Source organism: Pseudomonas sp. GW821-FHT07G10 (assembly GCF_059418545.1).
This window is the reverse complement of record NZ_JBWKQB010000010.1, coordinates 123,458-143,628: the sequence shown is the minus strand read 5'-3', so window position 1 is coordinate 143,628 and position 20,171 is coordinate 123,458. Positions and strand designations below refer to the sequence as shown.

Sequence of the window (20,171 nt, the reverse complement as noted above, 5' to 3'; positions counted from 1 at the left end):
TTATGTCAAATAACGACCAAAAGCGCGACGAAGGCTACATCGAGAAGCTGGTTCAAGTTAACCGCGTAGCCAAAACCGTTAAAGGCGGCCGTATCTTCACTTTCACCGCGTTGACCGTGGTTGGTGATGGTAAAGGTCGCGTTGGCTTCGGCCGTGGCAAGTCACGTGAAGTGCCTGCTGCGATCCAGAAAGCAATGGAAGCTGCTCGTCGCAACATGATTCAAGTGGACCTTAACGGCACCACTTTGCAGTACGCAATGAAATCCGCCCATGGCGCTTCCAAGGTGTATATGCAGCCTGCTTCTGAAGGTACCGGTATCATCGCTGGCGGCGCTATGCGTGCTGTCCTCGAGGTTGCTGGCGTTCAGAACGTTCTGGCCAAGTGCTACGGCTCGACTAACCCGGTAAACGTGGTTCACGCCACTTTCAAAGGTTTGAAAGCAATGCAGTCTCCTGAGTCCATTGCCGCCAAGCGTGGCAAAAGCGTCAAGGAGATCTTCTGATCATGGCTACCGTTAAAGTAACGCTGATCAAAAGCATGACCGGCCGTATCCCTAACCACAAATTGTGCGTTAAGGGTCTGGGTCTGCGTCGCATCGGTCACACTGTAGAAGTACTTGATACTCCCGAGAATCGCGGGATGATCAACAAGGCTTACTACATGCTGCGAGTCGAGGGTTAATCGATGAAACTCAATGATCTGAGTCCTGCGCCGGGTTCCCGTCGCGAGAAGCATCGTCCGGGCCGTGGTATCGGTAGTGGTTTGGGTAAGACTGGTGGCCGTGGTCACAAAGGTCAGTCCTCCCGCTCCGGTGGCACCATTGCTCCAGGCTTTGAAGGCGGTCAACAGCCGCTGCATCGTCGTCTGCCGAAGTTCGGTTTCGTTTCCCTGAAGGCCATGGACCGCGCAGAAGTGCGTCTGTCCGAACTGGCTAAAGTGGAAGGCGATATCGTCACCGTGCAGTCCCTGAAGGATGCCAACGTGATTAACCAAAACGTACAGCGTGTGAAAATCATGCTGTCCGGTGAAGTTACTCGCGCAGTCACCATCAAGGGTATCGCCGCCACCAAAGGTGCGCGTGCGGCTATCGAAGCAGCTGGCGGCAAGTTCGAGGAATAAATGGCTAAGCAAGGTGCTCTCTCAGCGCTCAGCAAAGGCGGGTTATCCGAGCTCTGGGCTCGACTGCGTTTTCTATTCCTGGCGATTATCGTCTACCGGATAGGCGCACACATCCCAGTTCCAGGTATCAACCCGGACCGGCTGGCGGACCTGTTTCGACAGAATGAGGGGACCATTCTTAGCTTGTTCAACATGTTTTCCGGCGGCGCGCTGGAACGGATGAGCATCTTTGCGCTGGGGATCATGCCGTACATTTCGGCATCGATCATCATGCAATTGATGACCGCCGTCAGCCCGCAGCTGGAGCAGTTGAAGAAGGAAGGTGAGGCTGGTCGTCGTAAGATCAGTCAATACACCCGCTATGGCACCGTCGCCCTTGCTCTTGTTCAGGCTATCGGCATGTCCGTTGGGCTGGCGGGGCAGGGCGTTGCGTTCACTGGTGACTTTGGCTTCCATTTCGTCGCGGTATCCACGTTTGTGGCTGGTGCGATGTTCATGATGTGGCTGGGTGAGCAGATTACTGAGCGTGGTGTTGGTAACGGTATCTCGATGTTGATTTTTTCGGGTATCGTCGCCGGTCTTCCGAGAGCGATCGGGCAGTCTTTCGAGTCTGCGCGTCAGGGTGATATCAATATCTTCGCCCTGGTTGCCATCGGTTTGCTGGCAGTAGCGATTATCGGTTTCGTGGTGTTCATTGAGCGTGGTCAGCGGCGTATCGCCGTTCATTACGCCAAGCGTCAGCAGGGCCGTAAGGTGTTTGCTGCGCAGACTAGCCACTTGCCGCTGAAAGTGAATATGGCCGGTGTTATTCCTGCTATTTTCGCGAGCAGCATTTTGCTGTTCCCGGCTTCGTTGGGTGCCTGGTTCGGTCAGTCTGAAGGTTTGGGCTGGTTGCAGGACATCTCGCAGTCGATCGCTCCTGGTCAGCCGTTGAATATTCTGCTGTTTAGTGCAGGGATTATTTTCTTCTGCTTCTTCTATACGGCGTTGATGTTCAATCCGAAAGACGTAGCGGAAAACCTGAAGAAGTCCGGTGCCTTTATTCCGGGTATCCGTCCAGGTGAGCAGTCTGCACGCTATATTGATGGCGTTCTGACCCGCTTGACCATGTTCGGTGCTCTATATATGACGGCCGTGTGCCTGTTGCCCCAGTTCCTGGTGGTTGCAGCAAACGTTCCGTTCTACCTTGGCGGGACCTCGTTGCTGATCGTGGTCGTGGTTGTTATGGACTTTATGTCCCAAGTACAATCGCACCTCGTTTCGCACCAGTACGAATCCCTGATGAAGAAAGCCAACCTGAAGGGTTACGGCAGCGGCATGTTGCGCTGAGTACCCATAAGGTTCGAGGAGTTGGTGATGAAAGTTCGTGCATCGGTGAAAAAGCTGTGCCGTAACTGCAAAATTATTCGCCGCGAAGGTGTTGTTCGAGTAATTTGCAGCGCGGAACCGCGTCACAAACAGCGCCAAGGCTGAGTGTGATCCGCTTGAAGCCCAGCAGCTAGTGCGCTGCTGGGTTGATTATTTGTTATTACAGCGATATTATCTCGCGCCCTATTTCTTGGCTTCCGGGGCGTAGGTAGCTGTCAATTGGAGTCCCACTGAATGGCCCGTATTGCAGGCGTTAACATTCCAGATAACAAGCACACTGTTATCTCGCTGACCTACATCTATGGTGTTGGTCGCACTACTGCGCAGAAAATTTGTGCAGTGACTGGGGTCAACCCAGCCGCAAAGATCAAGGATCTGAGCGACGAGCAGATTGAACAGCTGCGTGGCGAAGTGGCGAAGTTCACCACTGAAGGTGACCTGCGTCGCGAAATCAACATGAAAATCAAGCGTTTGATGGACCTCGGTTGCTATCGCGGTCTGCGTCATCGTCGTGGTCTTCCAGTACGCGGTCAGCGTACCAAGACTAACGCGCGTACCCGTAAAGGTCCGCGTAAGCCGATCCGCAAGTAATCGCCCCAGCGAATCGACAGGAATTTAATCATGGCAAAACCTGCTGCTCGTCCTCGTAAAAAAGTCAAAAAGACAGTGGTTGATGGCATCGCCCACATCCACGCGTCTTTTAACAACACCATCGTGACCATCACCGACCGTCAAGGTAATGCGCTTTCTTGGGCTACCTCCGGTGGTTCGGGTTTCCGCGGTTCTCGCAAGTCCACTCCGTTCGCTGCTCAAGTAGCTGCTGAACGTGCTGGTCAAGCTGCGCTGGAATATGGCCTGAAAAACCTCGACGTCAACGTCAAAGGTCCAGGTCCAGGTCGTGAGTCCGCTGTCCGTGCATTGAACGGCTGTGGCTATAAGATCGCCAGCATCACCGACGTGACGCCAATCCCGCACAACGGGTGCCGTCCGCCGAAGAAGCGCCGCGTGTAATCCAGGAGATTGTAAAGAATGGCTCGTTACATTGGTCCAAAATGCAAACTCGCTCGTCGCGAAGGCACCGATCTCTTCCTGAAGAGCGGCGTGCGCGCGATCGAATCGAAGTGCAACATTGAAGCAGCACCTGGTATCCACGGCCAACGCCGCGGTCGCCAGTCCGATTACGGCACCCAACTGCGTGAAAAGCAGAAGGTCCGTCGTATTTATGGCGTTCTCGAGCGTCAGTTCAGCGGTTACTACAAAGAAGCTGCCGGCAAGAAAGGCGCTACTGGTGAGAACCTGTTGCAACTGCTCGAATGCCGTCTGGACAACGTTGTATACCGTATGGGTTTTGGCTCTACTCGTGCCGAATCCCGTCAGCTGGTATCGCACAAATCCGTCAGCGTTAACGGTCAGACCGTAAACGTGCCGTCTTACCAGGTTCGTGCTGGTGACGTGGTCGCGATTCGCGAGAAAGCAAAGAACCAACTTCGCATTGTCCAAGCTCTCGATCTGTGTGCCCAACGTGGCCGCGTAGAATGGGTAGAAGTAGACACTGAGAAGAAGTCGGGCGTTTTCAAGAACGTTCCTGCTCGCAGTGATCTGTCCGCCGACATCAACGAAAGCCTGATTGTCGAGCTCTACTCCAAGTAAGGGCTAGAAAATAGGTGCATCCATGCAGATTTCGGTAAATGAGTTCCTGACACCCCGCCATATTGATGTGCAGGTTGTCAGTCCAACCCGCGCCAAGATCACTCTCGAGCCTCTCGAGCGTGGTTTCGGCCACACCCTGGGCAACGCGCTGCGCCGCATCCTGTTGTCCTCAATGCCCGGCTGTGCAGTAGTCGAGGCCGAGATTGACGGTGTGCTCCACGAGTACAGCGCCATCGAAGGTGTACAGGAAGACGTAATTGAAATCCTGTTGAACCTTAAAGGTCTGGCTATCAAGCTGCATGGCCGTGACGAAGTTACGCTGACCTTGTCGAAGAAGGGTTCGGGGGTGGTTACCGCTGCCGATATTCAGCTGGATCATGATGTCGAGATCGTTAATCCCGATCACGTAATCGCTAACCTGGCGTCTAACGGCGCCCTGAACATGAGGCTCACTGTAGCTCGTGGTCGTGGTTATGAACCGGCCGACTCGCGTCAGAGCGATGAAGACGAAAGCCGCAGCATCGGTCGCTTGCAGCTTGACTCTTCGTTCAGCCCGGTTCGCCGTATCGCATACGTGGTGGAAAACGCCCGTGTCGAGCAGCGTACTAACCTGGACAAGCTGGTTATTGATCTGGAAACCAACGGTACTCTGGATCCTGAAGAGGCTATCCGTCGTGCTGCAACCATTCTGCAACAGCAGTTGGCTGCGTTCGTCGACCTCAAAGGTGACAGTGAGCCAGTGGTAATCGAGCAGGAAGACGAGATCGATCCGATCCTGCTTCGCCCGGTTGACGATCTGGAACTGACTGTACGTTCGGCTAACTGCCTTAAGGCGGAAAACATTTACTACATCGGCGACCTGATTCAGCGTACCGAAGTAGAACTGTTGAAGACTCCGAACCTGGGCAAGAAATCCTTGACTGAAATCAAGGACGTTCTGGCCTCCCGCGGTCTGTCCCTCGGCATGCGCCTCGACAACTGGCCGCCTGCAAGTCTTAAGAAGGACGACAAGGCGACTGCCTGATCGTCGTAATCACCGAACGTGAGTTTGGTAAGGAATGAACCATGCGTCATCGTAAAAGTGGTCGTCACCTGAGCCGTACCAGCTCGCACCGCAAGGCCATGTTTCAAAACATGGCGGTGTCGCTGTTCGAGCACGAGCTGATCAAAACTACACTGCCGAAAGCCAAAGAACTGCGTCGCGTTGCTGAGCCGCTGATCACTTTGGCCAAGACAGACAGCCTGGCTAACCGCCGTCTGGCCTTCGACCGTACTCGTTCGAAAGCCATCGTTGGTAAGCTCTTCAACGACCTGGGCAAGCGTTACGCTACCCGTGAGGGTGGCTACCTGCGCATCCTCAAGTGCGGTTTCCGCGCTGGCGACAACGCGCCTATGGCGTACGTCGAGTTGGTTGATCGTGCTGTCGGCGGTGAAGCTGTATCCGCTGAGTAAGACGTCAGACTGAACAAAGAACCGGGCCTAGTGCCCGGTTTTTTGTGTTCGCCATATTAGTAAATTTCTATCGATAGCAATGACTTAATGAATTTGATGGTGTCATCTCGACGGTCAATACTTCCGCTCAGCCGATTAGCCGGCAGTTCAAAGACTGACAGAGGAAGTTTGAGCATGAGCCAGAAAAAAACGCTTACTACCGCCAGTGGTGCCCCTGTAGCTGATAACCAGAATTCTCGTTCCGCCGGCCCACGTGGCCCGCTGCTGCTCGACGACTTTCACCTGATCGAGAAGCTTGCCCACTTCAACCGTGAAAACATCCCCGAGCGCCGTGTCCACGCCAAAGGTTCGGGTGCTTACGGTACATTCACCGTTTCCCGTGATATCACCCAATACACGAGTGCAAAGCTGTTCGAGTTCGTCGGCAAGCAAACCCCAACCTTCTTACGCTTCTCTACTGTAGGTGGTGAGCGCGGTTCGGCTGATACCGAGCGTGATCCACGTGGCTTCGCTTTGAAGTTCTATACCGAAGAAGGCAACTGGGACATTGTTGGCAACAACACTCCAGTGTTCTTTATCCGTGATCCACTGAAATTCCCGGACTTTATCCACACCCAAAAACGCCTGCCGCAAAGCAACCTGAAGAGCGCGCAGATGATGTGGGACTTCTGGTCGCATTCGCCTGAAGCGTTGCATCAGATCACCATCCTGTTCTCGGATCGCGGGATCCCTGACGGCTATCGCCACATGCACGGCTTTGGTAGTCACACCTACAGCCTGATCAACGCCAAGGGCGAGCGGCACTGGGTGAAATGGCATTACAAAACCAGGCAGGGAATCAAGAATCTGGTTCCGGCGGAAGCCGCACGGCTGGCCGGTACTGATCCAGACTATGCCCAGCGTGACCTGTTTGGGGCAATCGAGCGTGGTGACTTCCCGAAATGGCGCGTGTGCATTCAGATCATGACCGAGGCCCAAGCCGCGGCGCACTACGAGAACCCGTTTGATGTGACCAAAACCTGGTCGCAGAAGGAGTTCCCGCTGATCGAAGTGGGTGAACTTGAGCTCAACCGTAATCCGCAGAATTACTTCGCTGAAGTCGAGCAGGCGGCTTTTGCTCCAAGCAACATGGTGCCAGGTGTTGGTCTGTCGCCGGATCGCATGCTGCAAGGCCGCGTGTTCGCCTATGCCGATGCACACCGCTATCGTATTGGCACCAATCACCAGCATTTGCCGGTGAATGCGCCGAAGAGTCCGGTCAACAGCTACCAGCGTGATGGCTCCATGGCGTTTGGCAGCAACGCAGGTGCTACTCCGAACTACGAGCCGAACAGCTACGCTGACGCACCGAAACAAGCGCCGCAGTACGCAGAGCCAGCGCTGGCTTTGAGTGGTGCCGCAGATCGGTACGATCATCGCGAAGATACCGACTATTACAGTCACGCCGGTGCGCTGTTCCGTTTGATGAACGATGAGCAGAAGGCGCTGCTGATCAACAACATCGCGGGGACCATGGGCGGAGTTTCGGCCGATGTCGTTCAGCGTCAACTGCAGCACTTCTCCAAGGTCGATGCCGCTTACGGGGAAGGTATCGCCAAGGCGTTGGGTGTACAGCTTAACTAAGTCTAAGTGATAAACGAAACCGCCCTCATTTGGGCGGTTTTCGTTTCAGTTCGCCGGTTTTTCTCGACAATTTCGTACCTTCCAGGCTTTTTTGAAGTGACCTGTAAGTCAGCTTGGTTCAAACTACAAACTTTCAAGCAGGGAGATGCAGAGCGATGCAAGGCCACCCGGATGTAATCGATTACCTCAACACGTTGCTGACGGGCGAACTGGCGGCACGTGATCAATATTTCATCCATTCGCGGATGTATGAGGACTGGGGCTTCAGCGAGCTCTACGAGCGCATCAATCACGAGATGGAAGAAGAAGCGCAACACGCTGACGCCTTGATGCGTCGGATCCTGATGCTTGAGGGTACGCCGCGTATGCGTCCGGATGACCTGGACACCGGTACCACGGTGCCTGAGATGCTCGCCAGTGACCTGCGCCTGGAATACAAGGTCCGTGCCGCACTCTGCAAGGGCATTGAGCTTTGTGAGTTGCACAAGGACTATGTCAGCCGCGAGATCCTGCGTGTCCAGTTGGCCGACACCGAAGAAGATCACACCTATTGGCTTGAGAAGCAGCTGGGTCTGATCAAATTGGTCGGCCTGGAGAACTATCTGCAATCGCAGTTCTGAATCCCGCCGGTGCTTTGCTCGCGACAGCGGTCTAACAGATACAAAAAAGCCCCTGTCACTGACGAAGTGACAGGGGCTTTTTCATTGGCCTCAGGCCCTGTCGCGTTCCAGCAGCGGCTTCAAGTAGTAGCCGGTGTAGGACTGTGGCATCTCTGCCACTTCTTCAGGTGTGCCGACAGCAATGATCTGTCCGCCCTTTGAGCCGCCTTCAGGCCCCAGGTCCACCAGCCAGTCGGCGGTCTTGATCACGTCCAGGTTGTGTTCAATCACGACCACGGTGTTGCCGTGATCGCGCAGGCGATGGAGTACATCGAGCAGTTGCTGGATATCGGCGAAGTGCAGGCCGGTAGTCGGCTCGTCGAGGATGTACAGGGTCTTGCCGGTATCGCGCTTGGACAGTTCGCGGGATAGCTTGACCCGCTGCGCCTCACCACCGGACAGGGTGGTTGCCGACTGCCCCAGCTTGATGTACGACAGACCAACGTCCATCAGCGTTTGCAGTTTGCGCGCCAGGGCCGGAACCGCGTCGAAGAACACTCGCGCTTCTTCGATGGTCATTTCCAGCGTCTCGTGGATGCTCTTGCCCTTGTACTTGATCTCCAGAGTTTCGCGGTTGTAGCGCTTGCTCTTGCAGACGTCGCACGGCACGTAAATGTCCGGCAGAAAGTGCATCTCCACCTTGATCAGACCGTCGCCCTGACACGCCTCGCAGCGCCCGCCCTTCACGTTGAACGAGAAACGTCCCGGACCGTAGCCACGGGAGCGCGATTCCGGTACGCCAGCGAACAGCTCACGAATCGGCGTGAAGAGCCCGGTGTAAGTCGCCGGGTTGGAACGCGGCGTACGACCGATCGGGCTCTGGTCGATATCCACCACTTTGTCCAGATGCTGCAAGCCGTTGATGCTGTCGTGACCCGACGCCTCAAGGGTGGTCGCCCCGTTCAGTGCCGTAGCGCTGAGTGGGAACAGGGTGTTGTTGATCAACGTCGACTTGCCCGAGCCGGACACGCCGGTGACACACGTCAGAAGGCCGATCGGGATATCCAGGTCGACTTCGCGCAGGTTGTTGCCACGGGCGCCCTTGAGCGACAGCGAGAGCTTTTTGTTACGGGGCGTACGTTTGGCCGGCACTTCAATCTTCACCCGGCCGGACAGGTACTTGCCGGTCAGTGAGTCAGGGTGAGCCATGACTTCAGCCGGTGTTCCTTCGGCGACGATATGGCCGCCATGCACGCCAGCGCCTGGACCGATATCCACTACATAGTCGGCCAGACGAATCGCGTCTTCGTCGTGTTCGACCACGATCACGGTATTACCGATATCCCGCAGATGCTTCAGCGTACCGAGCAGTCGATCGTTATCGCGCTGATGCAAACCAATCGACGGTTCATCGAGGATGTACAGAACTCCGACCAGGCCTGCACCGATCTGGCTGGCCAGACGGATACGCTGAGCCTCGCCACCGGACAAGGTATCGGCACTTCGATCAAGGGACAGGTAGTCGAGGCCGACGTTGACCAGAAACTGCAAGCGCTCGCGGATTTCCTTGAGAATCTTGTCGGCAATTTCGCCACGTCGGCCGGTCAGTTTCAGGACGCCGAAATACTCACACGCTTCGCCAATGGGCAGGTTGGTGACCGCCGGCAGCGTCTTCTCACCAACCCACACATGACGTGCCTCCCGACGCAGACGGGTGCCGCGGCAATCCGGGCAGGGTTGGGTGCTGAGGAACTTGGCCAACTCTTCACGTACGGAGGCCGACTCGGTTTCGCGGTAGCGACGCTCCAGGTTCGGCACGATGCCTTCGAACGGGTGCGAGCGTTTGACGATATCACCACGATCGTTCAGGTACTTGAAGTCGACGTTCTGCGAACCGCTGCCATGCAGGATGACTTTTTGTTGATCCGCCGGTAGTTCATTGAACGGCACCTCCAGGCTGAAACCGTAATGGGAGGCCAGGGAGCCGAGCATCTGGAAGTAATAAACGTTGCGCCGGTCCCAGCCGCGAATCGCTCCCTCGGCCAGTGTCAGCTCGCCATTGACCAAACGCTTGATGTCGAAGAACTGTTTGACCCCCAGACCATCACAGGTCGGGCAAGCGCCCGCCGGATTGTTGAAGGAGAACAGCTTGGGTTCCAGCTCGCTGATGGCGTGGCCACAGATCGGGCAGGCGAAGCGCGCAGAAAAGATGATTTCTTCGCCGGGCTCTTCGTCCATCGGTGCGACCAGCGCAATACCGTCGGCGAGCTTCAAGGCGGTTTCGAATGACTCGGCCAGTCGTTGCTGCAGATCAGCGCGAACCTTGAAGCGGTCGACCACTACGTCGATCGAGTGCTTCTTCTGTTTGTCGAGCTTGGGCAGCTCATCCAGTTCATAGAGCTTGCCATTGACCCGGGCGCGTACGAAGCCTTGGGCACGCAACTCTTCGAATACCGAGAGGTGTTCGCCTTTGCGTTCGCGAATCACCGGAGCCAGCAGCATCAGCTTGCTGCCTTCGGGCTGTGCCAGGACCAGATCGACCATCTGGCTGACGGTCTGCGCCTCCAGCGGGATGTCGTGGTCCGGGCAGCGTGGAATACCGACGCGAGCGTAAAGCAGACGCAGGTAGTCGTAGATTTCGGTGATGGTACCGACGGTCGAACGCGGGTTGTGCGAGGTCGACTTTTGTTCGATGGAGATTGCCGGCGACAGGCCTTCGATGGTGTCGACGTCAGGCTTTTCCATCATCGACAGAAACTGCCGGGCATAAGCCGACAGCGACTCGACATAGCGACGTTGTCCTTCGGCGTACAGCGTGTCGAAAGCCAGGGATGATTTGCCCGATCCGGACAGTCCGGTGATGACGATCAGTTTGTCCCGTGGAAGGGTCAGGTCGATGTTCTTCAGGTTGTGGGTTCGGGCCCCACGAATCAGGATCTTGTCCAAAAGTGGCCTCGCTCGGCGGGCGTAAACGTAGGAGTATAAGGCCAAATACTGGATGGATGCACACTATCAAATTAGAGTATTTGAGCTACCCATGACAGGGCGCGGCACAAGTGCGCAGAGCAAGCTCGCGACAAAGCGTCGCCCTATACCCCCTCAATCGATGGGACTGGTAGAATCTCCGCCGGTTCACATGAGGTTTATCCATGCACGATCCCCACAGCGAACGCATGAGTGGCAGCGAGACCCGCGCAGCAAGCGGTCTGGCCCTGGTGTTCGCATTCCGTATGCTTGGCATGTTTATGGTATTGCCGGTCCTGGCGACCTATGGAATGGATCTCGCAGGAGCGACCCCGGCCCTTATCGGGCTGGCGATAGGCGCTTACGGCTTGACCCAGGCAATCTTCCAGATCCCGTTCGGGTTCATTTCCGACCGCATTGGTCGGCGTCCGGTGATTTACCTGGGGCTGGTCGTGTTTGCGCTTGGCAGTGTGCTGGCGGCCAATGCCGATTCGATCTGGGGTGTGATCGCCGGACGAATCCTGCAAGGCGCCGGGGCGATTTCCGCTGCGGTCATGGCCTTGCTGTCAGACCTGACCCGCGAACAGCACCGCACCAAGGCCATGGCCATGATCGGCATGACCATTGGCCTGTCCTTCGCGGTCGCCATGGTTGTCGGCCCGTTGCTGACCCGTGCATTCGGGCTGTCCGGGCTGTTCCTCGCCACTGGCGGCATGGCGCTGTTTGGCATCGTGATCGTGATGTTCATGGTGCCGCGTTCCACCGGACCGTTGCAGCATCGTGAATCGGGCGTGGCGCGTCAGGCCTTGGGGCCGACCTTGCGGCATCCCGATTTGCTGCGCCTGGATCTCGGGATTTTTGTGTTACATGCGATGCTGATGTCCAGCTTCGTTGCCTTGCCTCTGGCACTGGTGGAAAAAGCCGGATTGCCTAAAGAGCAGCATTGGTGGGTCTATCTGACAGCCTTGTTGATTTCATTCTTCGCCATGATCCCGTTCATTATCTACGGCGAGAAGAAACGCAAAATGAAACGAGTTTTACTCGGTGCGGTCAGTACGCTGATGCTCACTGAGCTATTCTTCTGGCAGTTTGGCGACAGCTTGCGGGCCCTGGTGATTGGTACGGTGGTGTTTTTCACTGCGTTCAATCTGCTGGAAGCCTCGCTGCCGTCGTTGATCAGCAAGGTTTCACCGGCGGGCGGCAAAGGCACGGCGATGGGGGTTTATTCCACCAGCCAGTTTCTTGGGTCGGCGGCGGGCGGGATTCTCGGCGGCTGGCTGTTCCAGCATGGCGGTCTGTCGGTTGTGTTCCTTGGATGCGCGGGCCTGGCTGCACTTTGGTTGGCCTTTGCTGTTACCATGCGTGAACCCCCATATGTGACGAGCCTGCGCTTGCCGTTATCGCCTGAAGCGATCCGCGAAGCTGGTCTGGTCGAGCGCCTGCTGGCCGTCGTTGGGGTAACAGATGCAGTGGTGGTTGCTGATGAGGCGGCCATTTACATCAAATTGGACACCGAACTATTGGATCGCACGACCCTCGAGCGCCTGGTCAACAACCCGACGCCGACGATGTGCGAAGCCTAGGAGAACGTTATGGCCCGTGGGGTTAACAAAGTCATATTGGTCGGCACTTGCGGCCAGGATCCCGAAGTTCGCTACTTGCCTAACGGTAACGCCGTGACCAACCTGAGTCTGGCGACCAGCGAACAGTGGACCGACAAGCAAACCGGTCAGAAGGTCGAGAAGACCGAATGGCACCGTGTGTCGATGTTCGGCAAGGTTGCGGAAATCGCTGGCGAGTACCTGCGTAAAGGTTCGCAGGTCTACATCGAAGGCAAACTGCAAACCCGCGAGTGGGAAAAAGACGGTATCAAGCGTTACACCACTGAAATCGTGGTCGACATGCAAGGCACCATGCAACTGCTGGGCGGCCGTCCACAGGGCGACCAGCAAGGCCAGGGCGGCATGTCCAACTCGGCGCCGCGTCCTCAGCAGTCGCGTCCGCAGCAATCTCAGCCATCGCAGCAGCCACAACGTGAGTCGCGTCCAGCGCCACAACAGGCCGCACCGCAACCGGCTCCGGATTTCGACAGCTTTGATGACGATATTCCGTTCTGAACCTCATAAGGTCAGAATGTAAAGCTTTTTACCAAAAAAGGGCCCCTGATTCTTGTAAAGGAAATCAGGGGCTCTTTTTTTGTGTATAAAGCTTGCTCCAGTAAAACCCGGCAAACGGTTTTGACAATCTACACCGCCGGGATCGACTTACATAGCTTCTTCGTTTTGAGTCCTTTCCAAGTGGTTTACAAGTAGCCACCATAGATGTTCAGACGCAGGGTGTAGCCGTCGATCAGAGCTACGAAGAATATGGCACTGTGATTCCCTTGCGATTGAGTGATCAAGTGGTATAGCTAAAAGTTTTGAATCCCCGCCTTGTTGCCCAAGCGATTGGGCTGTCATGAAAGCTACCCCAAGGCCAGCTTGGCATAAAGTTATCGCAACTGACTGCTGGTTACAGCGATAGGCTGGTGTGAAAATCAAGCTTTCGGACTCGAACATTTTATTTACATAGCGTTGTATGCCATACGCATTTGAAAGTCCTATGAGTCTATGGTTTACAAGCTCTTTTATGGGGATGGTTGTGAAGTTTTTTAATGGATGATCATCGGGAACAATTGCGCAAATAGGGCCTCTTGTAAAACTGCGTCGCTGAAGAGAGACGTTATCGATAGGGCCGAAGGATAAAGCCATATCTACTTCTCCGCGTACGAGCATCATTAGCGTAGCGCTCATATCGCCTGAGCTAATGTCTACAAACACGTCAGGGTAGACTTTGGAGAATTCACGTAGCTCGTTTGCCACAAAGTTGGTAACCATTCCCGGCCCGATACGAAGGGTTACCGTTCCGCCTCGCATATATCGAAGGTCATTCAAGTGTTTGGTTAGAGCTTCTCGGCGATCTTGAGTTTCTGAGAAATGATCCGAAAGGAGTTTTCCGGCCTCAGTCAGCACCACGTTTCGTCCACGACGTTCAAGTAGCGGTAAATGCAAGCTTCGCTCAAGAAGGGCAATCTGTCGGCTGATGACGGAGGGATTGATGTTAAGCACGTCAGCTGCCTTGCGAATGCCGCCTTGAAGCCCAACCTCGTGGAGGTAGCCCAGACGCTTTTCTTGAAATTCGTGCTCCATATCTAACCCTTCTAGTAGTCAACTGTTGCCCTCAGGGCAACAATTTAGTGCCGCTCCTCGTATTTTTCAAGCAATGGAGGCGCTCCATACTCAGGTTCCATTCTTCCATGACAGGCTCGAAAAATATGAGTGCCGTACAAGAATACCTCCGCCTGCATTCCGACAGTCTTCTCGCCGATCTAAAGCTATTGGTCAGTGCTGAGTCACCCTCCACAGATAAACGGGCGGTTGATGCATGCGGCGAAGTGCTCCAGGAAATCATGGCGCGGCGTATCGGCGCTACCGCAGAGATCGTGCCGCGTGATGGGTACGGAAATCATCTCGTTTTCACGGTCGGTAAAGGTTCAAGGCGCACGGCTATCCTTGGGCACTTTGACACTGTCTGGGATATTGGGCGTCTCCCAATAAAGGTAGAGGACGGCAAGTTATACGGGCCAGGCGTTTTGGATATGAAAGCCGGGCTTATTCAAGCAATTTGGGCGACAAAGGCCCTCATTGATCTTGGTTTGCTCACAGACCGAGAGATCCGTTTTTTATGCTCAAGCGATGAAGAACTCGGCAGCCCGAGCTCTCGGGAGTGGATTGAAAGTGAAGCCCGATTGTGTGAGCAGGTTCTTGTTGTTGAGCCGGCTACGTCATATACCCATGCGCTTAAGACCGAGCGCAAAGGAACGGGGCGTTTCGACATCAATATTAAAGGTCGTGCTGCCCACGCCGGCAACAACCCTGAGGACGGGGTCAGCGCAGTGCATGAGATGGCCGAGCAGATCCTTTTTCTCCATGGCTTAAATGCCCCTGAGTTGGGAACAACACTTAATGTTGGGATCGCGAAAGGAGGTCAACGGACGAATGTTATTGCAGACAGCGCCGAGTTGAATGTTGATTTGCGTGTCAGCAGTTTGTCAGAGGCCAAGCGTATCGAATCGATAGTTAAAGAAATGAAGCCATGTCTGGCCGGTGCGGAAGTTTCTGTAACAGGCGGCTTGGTTCGTCCGCCACTTGAGTATACGCCCGCAAACCAAGCGCTTTTTGCTCTTGCCCAAGATGCGGCGAACGCACTGGGCATTCAAATTCAAGGTGCCTCAGTGGGCGGAGGAAGTGATGGGAACTTTACCTCCGCAGTAGGTATTCCCACACTGGATGGGCTTGGGGCCACAGGTGTTGGGCCGCATGCTATTCATGAACACATCATTATCTCGGACTTGCCAGTACGGGCTGCTCTTCTTGCTGAGCTCATCCAGAGACTTTGAATCTACCCGGAAAATTCGAGGAAAAAGGCTATGATAAATACAACATCGGCCCTTGAGGAAAAAAGCGCTTTCTCAAAGCGCTCAAAGCAAGAAAGCAAGAGTCCCTATGTTTTTCTGTTCATTATTTTAGTGGTTGCCGCTATTGCCACCTGGATTGTTCCGGCGGGTGTTTTTGATCGTGAAGTGCGCGATGGTATTTCATTTGTCATCTCAGGAAGTCTTCATCCAGTTGCCCAAAATGGAGTTCATCCGCTGGGGCTTTTTACGGCGATAGCTTTAGGTTTGCAAAGCTCGGCGCCGATCATATTTTTGATCCTGTTTACAGGCGGTGCTTTGGCTGTACTTGAGAGCACCGGTGCTATTCATCAAGCGCTAAACGGAATAGCACGCAGTACAAAACTTAATGATTTTTTGATCATTATTATATTTGGCTTGATTTTTGGGGCGCTTGGAACAACGGGGGTTGTGGTCAATGCTGTTGTTGCTTTCGTCCCGATTGGTCTGCTGGTTGCTAAATCGCTAGGTTTGAATCCCCTCTTTGGGGTGTCACTGGTGTACCTGACGTGTGCGTCTGGTTTCAATGTTGCGCTTACAAACCCAGTGACAACAGGGCTTACTCAGAGACTTGCGCAACTGCCACTGTTTTCTGGCTTTGGGTTGCGCGGGATTACTTCAGCTCTTTTCATCCTGGCCTGCATTGTTTTTTTGACAGTTTATATGCGGGCTTGTCAAAAAAATGGAGAAAAGCGTCCTGAAGTTATCGAGGTATCTGGGCAAGACTCGATGGCGACAACACGGCACTGGGTTATTCTGGCTTTCGCATCTATTTCCCTGGTTACCTTCATTTATGGTGCTATGACCCTAAGATGGGGTGAAGTTGAAATGACAGCCATGTTTGTGTTCATGGCTATTGTCGCGGGAATGATAGGCGAGCTGTCGGCGTCTGAAATTGCCAATAGCTTTCTTGGCGGGTGTTCTCGGATTGTGTCTGGAGCACTCATTGTCGGCATGGCGCGTGCGATATCGATAGTCTTGGATAACGGTAAAATTCTTGACCCCATTGTCGGATGCCTTGCTGATTTATTAGCCCCGCTACATCCTGCGATGGCAGCAGTAGGCATGTATTTGAGTGCTGCTCTTATGCATTTTGCGATTTCTTCTGGCTCGGGTGAATCGGCTTTACTTATACCTATTTATGTCCCTATCGGAGACATGATAGGGCTGACGCGGCAAGTTGTTGTCCATGCGGTCTTGTTCGGTGAGGGTATCGTTAATTGTATAAATCCGACATCCGGTGTTCTGATGGGGGTTCTTGCTGTGGCAGGAATACCTTTCGGCAAGTGGGTGAAGTTTGTCGCGCCACTGATTGCTGTTTGGATGGTGATCTGCGTGGTCGTACTGATTATCGCAGTGGAAATAAAGTGGGGGCCGTTTTGAGTATTCCCAGTTGCCATCTGTTTGCACCGTAGTGGATGGGTGGGATTTTGTGTTGATTGAGCTGCTTAAAATAAAAAAAGCCGGAGCGCTATAAGTGACCGTAAAGAAAATCGCTACAACTTTCGTACTGAGCAGTATCGCTCTGAGCACCCAGGCTTATGCGGACTTCCTAAGTGACGGGAAAGCGACCCTGGGAATGAGAAATTTCTACTTCAATAATGACAATCGCAATGGAACCGCCACACCTTCGAAAACCGAAGAGTGGGCGCAGGGTTTCATGCTGGACTACAAGTCGGGCTACACCGACGGCACCATCGGTTTTGGCGTCGACGCACTGGGGCTGGTGGGGGTTACGCTGGACAGCGGCAAGGGACGCCACGTCGGCAGCACCATGATTCCTTCGGACAGTGACAACAGAGCCGTCGATGAGTGGAGCCGGCTGGGGCTGACCGGTAAAATCAAAATGTCGAAGACCGAACTGCGCGTGGGCACGCTGATGCCGAAACTTCCGATCCTGGTGGCCAACGATGGACGGCTGCTGCCACAGACCTTCGAAGGTGGCCAGATTACCTCGAGCGAGTTCAAGGATCTGACCCTCACGGGTGGACGAATCGAACATGCAACAGGTCGCGGTTCAACTGATCGGACGGGGCTGGCCGCTGCGGGCGGTACGCGTGAAAGCAACCAGTTCGACTTCGCCGGGGGCGACTGGAAAGTCACCAAGGACCTGACGGCTCAGTACTACTACGCCAATCTCGACAACTACTACACCCAGCAGTTTTTCGGACTGATTCACACGCTTGCGCTCTCGGACAATCAATCCCTGAAAACCGACCTGCGCTACTTCAAGACAGACTCGTCCGGTTCCAACAGCTCGGGGACCACAGGCTACCGAATCAGTGGCTATACCAAAGACGGCGATGGCGAGATCGACAACCGGACCTGGAGTGCCGCGCTGGTATACACCTTGGGTGGCCATGCGATCACCGCGGGCTACCAAAGCGTGTCGGACGGCAGCAACTTCACTCAACTCAATCAGGGCAGCCTGGTAGACAAGGGCGCCGGTGGGGCCAGTCTTTACCTGTATACCGATCGTCTGATCCAAAGCTTCACCCGTGCAGGTGAGCGCACAGCCTTCGGTCAGTACGCTTACGACTTCGCCGCCTTGGGTGTCCCTGGCCTCAAAGCCTCGGTTATCTACCTCTCCGGGGACAACATCAAGACGACGTCCGGCGACAACCAGAAGGAATGGGAGAGGGATATCAGCCTGGACTACGTCCTTCAGTCGGGAACACTAAAAGGCGTCGGATTCGGCTGGCGTAACGGCAAATCCAATAGCGAAGCCGCTCGTGATCAAGATCAGAACCGGGTGTTTGTAAGCTACAGCATTCCGCTTCTCTAAGAGCGCTGCATAACCCTGAAGCTACCAGTGGTGCGTCGATCGAGGCCCTCGGTAGCCATTCTCTGCATTACGGGCGCACCTCATCAGTAAATGTCGGCGGGCCATCCGCAGGTTAGACAGCACGAACAGCCTCACCAACTGAGCGGTGTTCTTTACCGGATCACGGAAGCGCACGTTAACGTAGCCGAACTGCTGCTCGATCACCCGGAATGGATGGGCACGATCTGGTCATCGTCGCCGTGGCCACGCCGGTCATGGGCGGTGGCCCGGTAGCCGTTGGCGGCGAAGTGCAGCATTTGCGATTCCCAGCTGTCGGCGCTCAATGGTCAGCAGTGGCTGAAAACCACGGGTTGTCCGCTGCCCCAATCCTTGTAGTAGAGGGTGGTGCCGTCGCGAGTCGTAAGAGTGGCCATGTCGATAGTCTCCAATGAGTTTGCGGTGGGTGAGGCTTAGCGGCTGGCAGCCAGGAAATCGTCGGTGGACACCACAGTTGCGTAGGCAAAGCCCAATGCCGACATGAAGGCGGCATGCACGTGGGCGGCCGGAACAGTCAGGCCGTTGAACTCAAGATCGCGGGTGGCGCAGGCGTCATGGATTACCGTGACGGTGTAGCCAAGGTCGGCTGCGGCTCGAGTGACGCCGTCGATGCACATGTGGCTCATGCTGCCGACGATCACCAGGCTCTCGATGTCCTGCTGGTCGAGGATTGACTGTAGTTCGGTTTCGCGGAACGAGTTGACGAAGTGCTTGAGCACCACTGGCTCGTTGGCGCGGTTGATGACTTTAGGGTGCAGGCGTGCGCCATCAGAGCCAGGGGTGAAGAACGGTGCCGTGTCGGAGGTGAATTCGTGGCGGATGTGCACCACCGTGTCACCGGTATCGCGAAATGCCTGAATCAGCCGTGCGGCGTTGTCGGCGGCGGCTTCGACGCCCACCAACGGCCATTTGCCGTGGGGGAAGTAGTCGTTCTGGATATCGACTACGATGAGTGCTTGCTTGGCCATGGGTGTTTCCTCGGATGTGTTTGTGTGGCGTGAAGTATTGGGGTTAGCCGGCCGTTCGAGGATTGGCCGCACCGACAATAGAAGGGGGAAAACTGACAATGGGCGTAGAAAGCGCAGCCGCCGAATTGGGCGTGCTGATCTATCCCGGCGCGCAGATGGCGGCGGTACATGGCTTGACCGATCTGTTTGGTGTAGCAAACCGCATTGCGGCCGAATATCAGGCTACGCAACTGCCGCTGCTGCGGGTCAGCCACTGGCGTACCGATGCCTTTGAGGCGCCGGTGCGGGTCTTCGACAGTCATCCGGGGCCCGACCAGGCGTTGATGGCGGTGTTGATCCCGCCTTCGATCGCCGGGTTTTCTGAGGCTCAGGCTCCGTCAGCGTTGACCCATTGGCTTCGCCAGCAACACGCCAGCGGTGCGACTCTCGGCGGGGTGTGCGTGGGTTCTATTCTGATGGCGCAAAGCGGTTTGCTGGATGGCCGCAGCGCGACCACTCACTGGACCTCGGCGAAACAGTTCGCCGAGCGTTACCCGAGGGTCAAACTCAATGCAGACAAACCTATTGTCGACGACGGCGACCTGATCACCACCGCCGGGCTGATGGCCTGGTCCGAGTTGGGATTGCGTCTGGTGGACCGTCTGCTCGGGCCGAGCATTGCGACCGGCACTGCGCGGTTTCTGGTGATCGAGCACAGCGACAGTGCGAGCCGGTGCGGCAGTAACTTTGCGCCACTACTCGGCCATGGCGACCCGGCGATCCTCAAGGTCCAGCATTGGCTGCAAGGTAACGGTGCGGTGGAGGTCTCGCTGACGGCGATGGCCCTGCAGGCCGGTCTGGAGGAACGCACCTTCCTGCGGCGCTTTCGCTCGGCAACCGGTCTGAAACCCACCGAATACTGTCAGCATCTGCGGGTCGGCAAGGCCCGGGAGATGCTCGAGTTCACCAACGGGACCATCGACCACATTGCCTGGACTGTCGGCTATCAGGACCCAAGTGCTTTTCGCGCCACGTTCAAAAAAATTACCGGCCTTGCCCCAAGTGATTACCGCGCACGGTTTGGAGTGACGGCGCCCGCGCGGGTATAAGTGGGGGCGTACAAAAAACGCAGCCC

General features: G+C 55.4%; 21 protein-coding genes and 2 pseudogenes. 18 read left to right on the top strand and 5 right to left on the bottom strand.

Annotated elements, in window-relative coordinates; translation table 11 throughout:
- Nucleotides 1-2 precede the first annotated feature (2 nt).
- The 12 genes from rpsE to bfr all read left to right on the top strand — a co-directional run bounded on the left by rpsE (nucleotide 3) and on the right by bfr (nucleotide 7,833).
- Nucleotides 3-503 carry a 30S ribosomal protein S5 gene (gene rpsE, locus AC07O1_RS14040; RefSeq protein WP_003186035.1) on the top strand — a complete coding sequence of 167 codons (501 nt, stop codon included), beginning with the start codon at nucleotides 3-5 and terminating at the stop codon, nucleotides 501-503.
- A 2-nt stretch (nucleotides 504-505) separates the two neighbouring features.
- On the top strand, nucleotides 506-682 hold the full coding sequence (gene rpmD, locus AC07O1_RS14035; protein ID WP_003186033.1) for a 50S ribosomal protein L30: 177 nt from the start codon (nucleotides 506-508) through the stop codon (nucleotides 680-682).
- 3 nt (nucleotides 683-685) lie between these two features.
- Nucleotides 686-1,120 carry a 50S ribosomal protein L15 gene (gene rplO / locus AC07O1_RS14030; RefSeq protein WP_002555470.1) on the top strand — a complete coding sequence of 145 codons (435 nt, stop codon included), beginning with the start codon at nucleotides 686-688 and terminating at the stop codon, nucleotides 1,118-1,120.
- The gene (gene secY, locus AC07O1_RS14025; protein WP_495089113.1) at nucleotides 1,121-2,449 is read left to right on the top strand and encodes a preprotein translocase subunit SecY; all 1,329 of its coding nucleotides are present in this window, start codon (nucleotides 1,121-1,123) and stop codon (nucleotides 2,447-2,449) included.
- A gap of 27 nt (nucleotides 2,450-2,476) precedes the next feature.
- Nucleotides 2,477-2,593 carry a 50S ribosomal protein L36 gene (gene rpmJ / locus AC07O1_RS14020; protein WP_002555468.1) on the top strand — a complete coding sequence of 39 codons (117 nt, stop codon included), beginning with the start codon at nucleotides 2,477-2,479 and terminating at the stop codon, nucleotides 2,591-2,593.
- Nucleotides 2,594-2,722: 129 nt separating this feature from the next.
- The gene (rpsM, locus tag AC07O1_RS14015) at nucleotides 2,723-3,079 is read left to right on the top strand and encodes a 30S ribosomal protein S13 (protein ID WP_003186020.1); all 357 of its coding nucleotides are present in this window, start codon (nucleotides 2,723-2,725) and stop codon (nucleotides 3,077-3,079) included.
- A gap of 30 nt (nucleotides 3,080-3,109) precedes the next feature.
- The gene (rpsK, locus tag AC07O1_RS14010; RefSeq protein WP_002555466.1) at nucleotides 3,110-3,499 is read left to right on the top strand and encodes a 30S ribosomal protein S11; all 390 of its coding nucleotides are present in this window, start codon (nucleotides 3,110-3,112) and stop codon (nucleotides 3,497-3,499) included.
- A gap of 18 nt (nucleotides 3,500-3,517) precedes the next feature.
- Nucleotides 3,518-4,138, top strand: coding sequence for a 30S ribosomal protein S4 (gene rpsD / locus AC07O1_RS14005; protein ID WP_003210056.1), 621 nt, complete (start codon nucleotides 3,518-3,520; stop codon nucleotides 4,136-4,138).
- Between the two features lie 22 nt (nucleotides 4,139-4,160).
- The gene (locus tag AC07O1_RS14000) at nucleotides 4,161-5,162 is read left to right on the top strand and encodes a DNA-directed RNA polymerase subunit alpha (protein ID WP_017129886.1); all 1,002 of its coding nucleotides are present in this window, start codon (nucleotides 4,161-4,163) and stop codon (nucleotides 5,160-5,162) included.
- Nucleotides 5,163-5,203: 41 nt separating this feature from the next.
- Nucleotides 5,204-5,590 carry a 50S ribosomal protein L17 gene (rplQ, locus tag AC07O1_RS13995; RefSeq protein ID WP_007924175.1) on the top strand — a complete coding sequence of 129 codons (387 nt, stop codon included), beginning with the start codon at nucleotides 5,204-5,206 and terminating at the stop codon, nucleotides 5,588-5,590.
- A gap of 174 nt (nucleotides 5,591-5,764) precedes the next feature.
- A complete protein-coding gene (locus AC07O1_RS13990; RefSeq protein WP_495089112.1) occupies nucleotides 5,765-7,213 on the top strand; it encodes a catalase in 1,449 nt (482 codons plus the stop codon).
- A 155-nt stretch (nucleotides 7,214-7,368) separates the two neighbouring features.
- Nucleotides 7,369-7,833 (top strand): bacterioferritin, encoded by a 465-nt coding sequence (gene bfr / locus AC07O1_RS13985; RefSeq protein WP_494994973.1) that lies wholly within the window; start codon nucleotides 7,369-7,371, stop codon nucleotides 7,831-7,833.
- A 90-nt stretch (nucleotides 7,834-7,923) separates the two neighbouring features.
- Here the strand turns inward: bfr and uvrA are convergent, their stop codons facing one another.
- Nucleotides 7,924-10,758, bottom strand: a complete 2,835-nt coding sequence (gene uvrA, locus AC07O1_RS13980; RefSeq protein WP_495089111.1) for an excinuclease ABC subunit UvrA — start codon at nucleotides 10,756-10,758, stop codon at nucleotides 7,924-7,926.
- A gap of 203 nt (nucleotides 10,759-10,961) precedes the next feature.
- Between uvrA and AC07O1_RS13975 the strand changes: the two genes are divergently transcribed.
- Together AC07O1_RS13975 and AC07O1_RS13970 are read left to right on the top strand one after the other, a co-directional pair.
- Nucleotides 10,962-12,359: an MFS transporter gene (locus AC07O1_RS13975; RefSeq protein ID WP_495089110.1), complete on the top strand. Its 1,398-nt coding sequence runs from the start codon at nucleotides 10,962-10,964 to the stop codon at nucleotides 12,357-12,359.
- 9 nt (nucleotides 12,360-12,368) lie between these two features.
- Complete coding sequence (locus tag AC07O1_RS13970; protein WP_419116578.1) at nucleotides 12,369-12,893, top strand: single-stranded DNA-binding protein; 525 nt, start codon at nucleotides 12,369-12,371, stop codon at nucleotides 12,891-12,893.
- Nucleotides 12,894-13,040: 147 nt separating this feature from the next.
- Here AC07O1_RS13970 and AC07O1_RS13965 read toward each other — a convergent pair whose 3' ends face one another.
- Nucleotides 13,041-13,964 carry a LysR family transcriptional regulator gene (locus AC07O1_RS13965; protein WP_495089109.1) on the bottom strand — a complete coding sequence of 308 codons (924 nt, stop codon included), beginning with the start codon at nucleotides 13,962-13,964 and terminating at the stop codon, nucleotides 13,041-13,043.
- A 125-nt stretch (nucleotides 13,965-14,089) separates the two neighbouring features.
- Between AC07O1_RS13965 and AC07O1_RS13960 the strand changes: the two genes are divergently transcribed.
- From AC07O1_RS13960 to AC07O1_RS13950, 3 genes are all read left to right on the top strand, one after another.
- The gene (locus AC07O1_RS13960; protein WP_495089108.1) at nucleotides 14,090-15,214 is read left to right on the top strand and encodes a M20 family metallopeptidase; all 1,125 of its coding nucleotides are present in this window, start codon (nucleotides 14,090-14,092) and stop codon (nucleotides 15,212-15,214) included.
- Nucleotides 15,215-15,244: 30 nt separating this feature from the next.
- Nucleotides 15,245-16,651, top strand: coding sequence for a YfcC family protein (locus AC07O1_RS13955; RefSeq protein ID WP_495089107.1), 1,407 nt, complete (start codon nucleotides 15,245-15,247; stop codon nucleotides 16,649-16,651).
- Between the two features lie 94 nt (nucleotides 16,652-16,745).
- Nucleotides 16,746-18,053, top strand: coding sequence for an OprD family porin (locus AC07O1_RS13950; protein ID WP_495089106.1), 1,308 nt, complete (start codon nucleotides 16,746-16,748; stop codon nucleotides 18,051-18,053).
- A gap of 21 nt (nucleotides 18,054-18,074) precedes the next feature.
- Here the strand turns inward: AC07O1_RS13950 and AC07O1_RS13945 are convergent.
- The 3 genes and pseudogenes from AC07O1_RS13945 to AC07O1_RS13935 form a co-directional block, all read right to left on the bottom strand.
- Nucleotides 18,075-18,269 (bottom strand): annotated as a pseudogene (locus tag AC07O1_RS13945) (hypothetical protein); the annotation flags it as partial.
- Between the two features lie 8 nt (nucleotides 18,270-18,277).
- Nucleotides 18,278-18,466 (bottom strand): annotated as a pseudogene (locus tag AC07O1_RS13940) (alpha/beta fold hydrolase); the annotation flags it as partial.
- 36 nt (nucleotides 18,467-18,502) lie between these two features.
- Complete coding sequence (locus AC07O1_RS13935; protein ID WP_495089105.1) at nucleotides 18,503-19,057, bottom strand: cysteine hydrolase family protein; 555 nt, start codon at nucleotides 19,055-19,057, stop codon at nucleotides 18,503-18,505.
- Between the two features lie 98 nt (nucleotides 19,058-19,155).
- Here AC07O1_RS13935 and AC07O1_RS13930 point away from each other — a divergent pair, with 98 nt between their 5' ends.
- Nucleotides 19,156-20,145: a GlxA family transcriptional regulator gene (locus AC07O1_RS13930; protein WP_495089104.1), complete on the top strand. Its 990-nt coding sequence runs from the start codon at nucleotides 19,156-19,158 to the stop codon at nucleotides 20,143-20,145.
- The last annotated feature ends 26 nt before the right edge of the window (nucleotides 20,146-20,171 follow it).

Bases quoted from the DNA above. Each gene is read 5' to 3' on its own strand.
- rpsE (WP_003186035.1), top strand. From the start codon at position 3: ATGTCAAATAACGACCAAAAGCGCGACGAAGGCTACATCGAGAAGCTG.
- rpmD (WP_003186033.1), top strand. From the start codon at position 506: ATGGCTACCGTTAAAGTAACGCTGATCAAAAGCATGACCGGCCGTATC.
- rplO (WP_002555470.1), top strand. From the start codon at position 686: ATGAAACTCAATGATCTGAGTCCTGCGCCGGGTTCCCGTCGCGAGAAG.
- secY (WP_495089113.1), top strand. From the start codon at position 1,121: ATGGCTAAGCAAGGTGCTCTCTCAGCGCTCAGCAAAGGCGGGTTATCC.
- rpmJ (WP_002555468.1), top strand. From the start codon at position 2,477: ATGAAAGTTCGTGCATCGGTGAAAAAGCTGTGCCGTAACTGCAAAATT.
- rpsM (WP_003186020.1), top strand. From the start codon at position 2,723: ATGGCCCGTATTGCAGGCGTTAACATTCCAGATAACAAGCACACTGTT.
- rpsK (WP_002555466.1), top strand. From the start codon at position 3,110: ATGGCAAAACCTGCTGCTCGTCCTCGTAAAAAAGTCAAAAAGACAGTG.
- rpsD (WP_003210056.1), top strand. From the start codon at position 3,518: ATGGCTCGTTACATTGGTCCAAAATGCAAACTCGCTCGTCGCGAAGGC.
- AC07O1_RS14000 (WP_017129886.1), top strand. From the start codon at position 4,161: ATGCAGATTTCGGTAAATGAGTTCCTGACACCCCGCCATATTGATGTG.
- rplQ (WP_007924175.1), top strand. From the start codon at position 5,204: ATGCGTCATCGTAAAAGTGGTCGTCACCTGAGCCGTACCAGCTCGCAC.
- AC07O1_RS13990 (WP_495089112.1), top strand. From the start codon at position 5,765: ATGAGCCAGAAAAAAACGCTTACTACCGCCAGTGGTGCCCCTGTAGCT.
- bfr (WP_494994973.1), top strand. From the start codon at position 7,369: ATGCAAGGCCACCCGGATGTAATCGATTACCTCAACACGTTGCTGACG.
- AC07O1_RS13975 (WP_495089110.1), top strand. From the start codon at position 10,962: ATGCACGATCCCCACAGCGAACGCATGAGTGGCAGCGAGACCCGCGCA.
- AC07O1_RS13970 (WP_419116578.1), top strand. From the start codon at position 12,369: ATGGCCCGTGGGGTTAACAAAGTCATATTGGTCGGCACTTGCGGCCAG.
- AC07O1_RS13965 (WP_495089109.1), bottom strand. From the start codon at position 13,964: ATGGAGCACGAATTTCAAGAAAAGCGTCTGGGCTACCTCCACGAGGTT.
- AC07O1_RS13960 (WP_495089108.1), top strand. From the start codon at position 14,090: ATGAGTGCCGTACAAGAATACCTCCGCCTGCATTCCGACAGTCTTCTC.
- AC07O1_RS13955 (WP_495089107.1), top strand. From the start codon at position 15,245: ATGATAAATACAACATCGGCCCTTGAGGAAAAAAGCGCTTTCTCAAAG.
- AC07O1_RS13935 (WP_495089105.1), bottom strand. From the start codon at position 19,057: ATGGCCAAGCAAGCACTCATCGTAGTCGATATCCAGAACGACTACTTC.
- AC07O1_RS13930 (WP_495089104.1), top strand. From the start codon at position 19,156: ATGGGCGTAGAAAGCGCAGCCGCCGAATTGGGCGTGCTGATCTATCCC.